Genomic DNA, 6,840 nt, shown 5'->3' on the forward strand with positions numbered 1-6,840 from the left:
CCCCTGGGTTTCGGCTGTAAATTTCCCTCTGTTTTTTGTTGCTTGACCAGTTTTTGAACTAAGCTTTTACTGACGGAAAGTATCGCTGCTGTTTTTCCGATCGACAGCTTCCGATCTTGATTGGCTGCTACTATTTTTGGAAAGCAAATCTACTGAATATGCTTTCATTGGTGTATTTTTTCAATCTATTCTTATTGTACCTCATAACACCCGGAAGTGCTGTATCTGGCTACTTAAATGACAATATTTCTGAAACGAGCGCACCTATGCAGTTTGGGTCAATCAGTAATCTTAGAAGAAAGAACTACTACTAAGAGCAGTTGGATTCACATTATAAACCACTCCTAAGTAATCATTTCCCGATTTAATTGCCGTTGATACTACAGCATTCGCCCCATCTAAAACCGCATTAACTGACTCAAAGGTTAGTTCGCTGAAAATAGCACCAATCAACTGAATTTTATCATCAGAAGTGAAGTCAGTAATCACATCAGCTTGACCGGGATTATTGGCAATATCTTCTAAGACAAATGTATCATTACCTTCACCTCCTGTAAGTACATCAAAACCAGCATCGCCATTGAGAATATCGTTACCCGCGCCGCCTGATAAGATATCATCTTGCTTACCACCGCGCAGAGTATCATTACCATCGCCACCAGTGAGACTATCATTGCCATTATTCCCACTCACGAAATCGTTATCAATACCGCCATCTAGGGAGTCGGAACCTTTCCCACCAAATAGTAGATCGTCGCCACCTTTACCTACTAAATTATCTTCTCCTTGATTCCCAAAATAGGTATTTGGTAATTCTGAACCTGTTAAGAAGTCGCTACCAGAAAGAGCAAAGATGCTTAAATCTAATACTGTTGATGGGATGCTAGTATCTATGCCATCTGTGAGTAAGTAAACATCACCTAATAGAGTATTTTCTGGTAAACCCGATGGATTGTTAATTGATACCGATGGTTTGGGTATAGCGATATCTATTGTTACATTTGTTGATATTGGTGTTGATGTTGGTGTTGTTTCTATGGGTATTAATGCTACAGTTGTTGGCGTTGGTGTTGGTGTTGAAGTTGCTACAGGTGTTGGTGTTGAAGTTGCTATTGGTGTCGGTGTTGGTGTTAGTATTACTGAGGGATTAGCAACATTAAAAATTTGTCCATCTAATGCTGTACCCGTATTTTCTGTAACTAAATCGTCAAGGGGTTTTTGACCGGCACCAAAATCCTTAAAGTCTTGAGTTGTTGCACCTAAAGCAACTTTTTGGACTAATGCTATTTGTTTTTGCAATTCTGTGGTATCAGTATTAGTTGCGATCGCATCCACAACTCGCTGATTAACTGCTGCTATTACCTGCGCTAGTGCTGGTGCCGCCGCTGATACCTCTTGGGCGTTAAAATTAGGTGCGATCGCCTTCACCCGATCTGCTACCTTGGTTATTAACGCCGTCACTTGGTCAGGTTGGGTTAAATCTAAGGATACTCCCGTTTGGACGACATCTGCGATCGCGCCAACTATTTCCCCAACAGCATCACCCACAGTCAGACTGCTTGCGCCTTCAATTAATCCCGCAACTTGAGTAATCGAGTTTTGTGCTTGAATCATCGCGCTTAATAGCGATGTCGCACCTGGGTACTTAGCTTTAGCCGCAGCAATCGGATCGACATAATTAATGGCGATATCGCTAGGAATGCCAAAAGCGCTAGTAACTTCGGCATTAGCTTCATCAACGGTTAAACCGCGATCGGCTAATTCAGCTACGATGGTAGTCAGTAAAGTAATTACTTGTGAATCTGGTGTTGCTTTCAGAGGAGTTTCTAGGGGTAAACCCGTACCGATGTCGATACCACCAAAAGCCGCTAAATTACCTTCACTAGGATCGAGTTTCCCATTATTATTAGTGTCAAAAGTGCTATAATCTATATCAAAACCAAATGCACCTTGACTGTCAGTTATCCCTTTGGGTTCGTTCGGATCGATGACACCATTTTTGTTAGCATCCAAGAAGACATTAGCACCAGAAATATAGTCATCAATGACAAAACCTCCGCTGTTCCAGTCTACCAAATACAACAATTCACTAACACTCTTACCAGAATTATCAGTAGCTTTAACTTCAACCCATTGGGGTAAAGATAAATTTTTTCCTGGTACTTGACTGAGAGTGCGGGTAGTCGGGTCAAATTTTAGGGAAGCATTAGGCCCGTTAAATATTCCCGGAATAGTAGTTACGGAAGCATTTTCTATTTTCCGCTTGTACTGACCCCCATTTGCGCCTTGCGTCCAAAAATAATCTTGTCCTTCGGTGACAGAATTATTATCTAAGGCGGTGACTGTATAGATAATAGTATCGCCCGGATCTGGATCGGTAAATGTGTCAGCAGCAAAGACAAAAGCGGTATTGGTAGAAAATCCAGTAGCGCGACTTTGATCCCATATTGGATTATTGACGATTGGCGCTTGGTTATTAATAGTTGGCGTTGGTGTTATTGATGGAGTTGGCGTTATTGATGGAGTTGGAATTGGTATCGGAGTTGGTGTTACCGATGGCGTTGGCGTTACCAATGGAGTTGGAGTTGGCGTAGCTGTAGGAATTGGAGTTGGAGTTGGCGTAGCTGTAGGAATTGGAGTTGGAGTTGGCGTAGCTGTAGGAATTGGAGTTGGAGTTGGCGTAGCCGTAGGAATTGGAGTTGGAGTTGGCGTAGCCGTAGGAATTGGAGTTGGAGTTGGCGTAGCCGTAGGAATTGGAGTTGGAGTTGGCGTAGCCGTAGGAATTGGAGTCGGAGTTGGTGTTTCCGTAGGAATTGGAGTCGGAGTTGGTGTTTCCGTAGGAATTGGAGTCGGAGTTGGTGTTTCCGTAGGAATTGGAGTCGGAACCGGAACCGCAATATTAACGTTAAAAGTTCCTAAACTCGCAGCAACAGCAAGATTGTCAACACTATCTTTAACCTGACTGGATTGCAACTTAACAGTGTAAGTTCCATTATCAGTATCATCCCAACTTCCACCGGGAGGAGTAAAGGAATAAGTCGCTGTCCGAGGCGTACCATTACTATTAGTATCGACACTGAGAAATTGTGTAGCAATATCGCCGCCAGACCAATTTATCAAAACATCCGAACTGTCCAAACTTGAAACATCGACAACATTAGTATCGCTAAAAGTCACAGTCAAACTTTGACTGGTTCCTCCCGCTGTCGTCACATCAGCAATAGCATTAAAACTGCCAGTTGGCGGAGTTTTGTCAATATCGTAAACTTGTCCTGTCAAATTACCATTGCCAGGATTTGCGCCGCCTAATGCTACTGCCAAACTATTTGTAATGCTGTCATCATCAACTAAATTTAACCCAATTGTCCCGCTACCCGTACCTGTGTTAACTTCCAGTTGGTAAGTCTTAGCATCCACAGGAGTTAAAGTGCCAATGGATGCACCAGTTACGCCAGTTGTTGCTAAACTAAAGTCAGAAACATCAACGCCTGTAACATCTTGAGAGAAGTTAATTTCGTAGGTAGCTGTTGCCGCAGTAGTGGGAGATGTACCGAGGCGGTTAATAGATGTAACTGTGGGAATTGTCGGATCGTAACTAACGCTATTGTCTGTACTTGTACTGGCAGTATTGTTATTACTTGCTAGATCGGTAATGCCGTTAGCTTTAATACTAGCAATGACATTGCCGTTACCTGTCATGCCATTAACTGCGACGTTGTAAACAGGGCCGCTGCCTGTGATAGTTGGTGTTAATGTTCCCGTTGCTGTACTGGTAGTTAAGTCAATATCGCTGGCATCAAAACCTGTGACTGGTTCGCTAAATGTGACGGTAAAGTTGATAGGTGAAGTTGATGCCGGATCGGTTTGCGATACTGCTTGATTGATGGTGACAGTAGGTGCAGTGGTGTCAATTACTAATGCTTTATTTGCGCCTAAAGAATTGGCCGCGCCGGGAGTGGGTAAGGTTAAAGTAGCATCACCATTGGTCGCACTCTTAATAGTACCGCCGCTTAAAGATAAGGCAGTTGTGGAAAGATAGTCTAAGTCAGGGCTGTTATCACCTGCTGCAACTGCGTACTGGAATGTTAAGGTATTGCTGCCGCTGCCTGAGACGTAATTGGCGACAGGAGTTACACCTGATAAGCTAAGTTGCGGCGTACCTGTGACGTTAACGATTTCAGAGAATTGAACGCTGATGTCGATGTTTGTGCCGATGCCGTAAGTGCCGTCTGCGGTGGTGGCGCTGACGTTGGTAATGGTGGGAGCGGGTAAGGGGTCAATAGTGATGTTGGCGGTTTCGGTGGCGCTACTGAAAACGCTGGATGTGGTGTTATTGGTTCGATCTGTGGTGTAGTCTGCTACACCGCCATTTGTGCCAGTAATTCGATCCCAAGCGGCAAAGGTTATGGCGTTGGCGAGAGTGCCGTTATAAGTTGGATTGGGAACAAATCGGATTTTGGTATTGGCATCACTGGCTAAGAGTAAGGCGTTGGTAGCAGAAACGGCTGGGGCATTATTCCAGGTTGTGCCATCGGTGGTGTATTGCCAAGTGCCATTAGCGGTGTCTAATGCGGTGATGGCGATGCCTTGGGACGCGCTGGCGTTTGGATCGGCGATCTGTGTGCCACCGAGGTTGGCGATGATGGTGGAGATTAAAGTACCCGTGCTGTTGCTGTCGTTTTGGTTTTGGGCGTTGAGAGTTGGTGTGCCGCTGTTATCCAGTACGGGGGAATCGTTGACGAGGACGGTAACGTTGGTGGCGCTGCTGATGCCGCTGCTGTCTTTGGCAGTGTAGGTGAAGGTGTCGATGCCGTTGAAGTTGGCGTTGGGGGTGTAGAGGATGTCTCTTTTAGGATCGATCGCGATCGCATTGAGGTTGCTATTCATCCCGGTACTAGGGTTAAAACTTGTATCTAGGCTGCCGTCAGTATTCAATCGGGCAATATGGTTGCGAGTTGTGCCATTGACGGTCGTGAAAGCACCACCCACTAAGGGTTTGCCGCTGCTATCTACGGCGATTCCTAAGACGACGTTACCCATACCGCTACCAGGGTTGAAACTGGTATCTAGGCTGCCGTTAGTATTCAATCGGGCAATATAGTTGCGAGTTGTGCCGTTGACAGTGCTGAAAAAGCCACCGACTACAGGTTTGTCACTGCTGTCTACGGCTATCGCATCGACACTGGTATTCATCCCGGTACCAGGGTTGAAACTGGTATCCAGACTGCCGTCCGTATTCATTCGGGCAATGCGGTTGCGAGTTGTGCCGTTGACATTGGTGAAATAGCCACCGACTACTGGTTTGTTACTGCTGTCTATGGCGATCGCTTGGACACCACTAATCATCCCGCTACCAGGGTTGAAACTGGTATCTAGGCTGCCGTTAGTATTCAATCGGGCAATATAGTTGCGAGTTGTGCCGTTGACGCTGGTGAAAGTGCCACCGACTACAGGTTTGCCACTGCTGTCTACAGCTATCGCCTTGACGGTGTTATTCATCCCGGTACCAGGGTTGAAACTGGTATCCAGACTGCCGTCCGTATTCATTCGGGCAATATAGTTGCCAGCAGTACCGTTGACGGTCGTGAAACCACCACCCACTAAGGGTTTGTCGCTGCTATCTACGGCGATTGTGTAGACAGTGCCGTTGAACCCGGTACCAGGGTTAAAGCTGGTATCGAGGCTGCCGTCGCTATTCAATCGGGCAATGCGGTTGAGAGTTGTGCCGTTGACGCTGGTGAAAGTGCCACCGACTACAGGTTTGCCACTGCTGTCTAGGGAAATTGCATTGACAGTGTTATTCATCCCGGTACCAGGGTTGAAACTCGTATCGAGGCTGCCGTCGCTATTCAATCGGGCAATGCGGTTGCGAGTTGTACCGTTGACAGTGGTGAAATCGCCGCCGACATAAATCCCGTCATTAATAATTGCTGTGCCATTGGTAGGCCCGGTAACAATACTTTCAACGTTCAGCCTTCCGCTTCCAGTGTCATTAGCTAAAACATTGATCTGAGTAGAAGTTGGTGCTCCGAGGACACCTTTGTTATCTGCCGTGCCCGTTGGCGCTAAAGTATAACTATAACTAGGAACCTTCAGAGATTGGGTTTCTACATTCCCGATTTTTACTTCTAATTCCCAGTCTCCACCTAATGCTTTATTCCCCGTTTTGTTATTCGATGCCGCAATATCTGCCCCAGTTAATTGATGCAGGTTTTGGATAAATTCTAATCCCCTATCTGTTGCCGCCACATCGCAGCCATATAAAAGGATATCACCATTTTCAGTTAAGGCATTTCCCCACTGTTTTAGCTGAGTGCTAAAATTTTCTATATTATTACCATTCAGGCCTTCAGCACCGAGTTGTAAACTGCCTGGGCTGCCGTGAGAAAGGATATGCAGCGCTTCAATATCTTTTTGATTCGCTAAAGCGGTGGTAATTTGTGCGATGCCGCTCAAATTTTCATTTAAAATCACAACTTCAGCGCCATCAATCCCTGAGATTAAGCTTTGATAGTCTTGTACAGAAAAGTCAACAAAGATAACTTGCTTGTTCATGGTAGATTGCCTTGTTAATTTTTATTGTTTATTGTTAACACTAATCAGTTTGCACGTCGAAGAACGCAGTAAGAATCGTCAGAATTAGTCCCCGTTTTCGTGCGCGGGAAGTCAACACTCACAATTAATTTTATTAACTCATCGCTACACACAATTATATTCGACTTTCAACAGATGATTGTAAAGATCCGTAGGTTTTTCTATGTAATACAGCACTTCCGGATGTTATGAGGTACAGTAGCAGCAATTAGTAAACCAGTTTTTGAGATGTTTCGGATTAATTAA

General features: G+C 45.1%; 1 protein-coding gene. It reads right to left on the minus strand.

Annotated elements, in window-relative coordinates:
- Window positions 1–291: 291 nt before the first annotated feature.
- Complete coding sequence (locus QUB70_RS31145; RefSeq protein ID WP_332985615.1) at window positions 292–6,555, minus strand: DUF4347 domain-containing protein; 6,264 nt, start codon at window positions 6,553–6,555, stop codon at window positions 292–294.
- Between the last annotated feature and the right edge of the window lie 285 nt (window positions 6,556–6,840).

The organism is Microcoleus sp. A003_D6 (assembly GCF_036702825.1).
In the GTDB taxonomy this organism is placed as follows: domain Bacteria; phylum Cyanobacteriota; class Cyanobacteriia; order Cyanobacteriales; family Microcoleaceae; genus Microcoleus.

Bases quoted from the DNA above. Each gene is read 5' to 3' on its own strand.
- QUB70_RS31145 (WP_332985615.1), bottom strand. From the start codon at position 6,555: ATGAACAAGCAAGTTATCTTTGTTGACTTTTCTGTACAAGACTATCAA.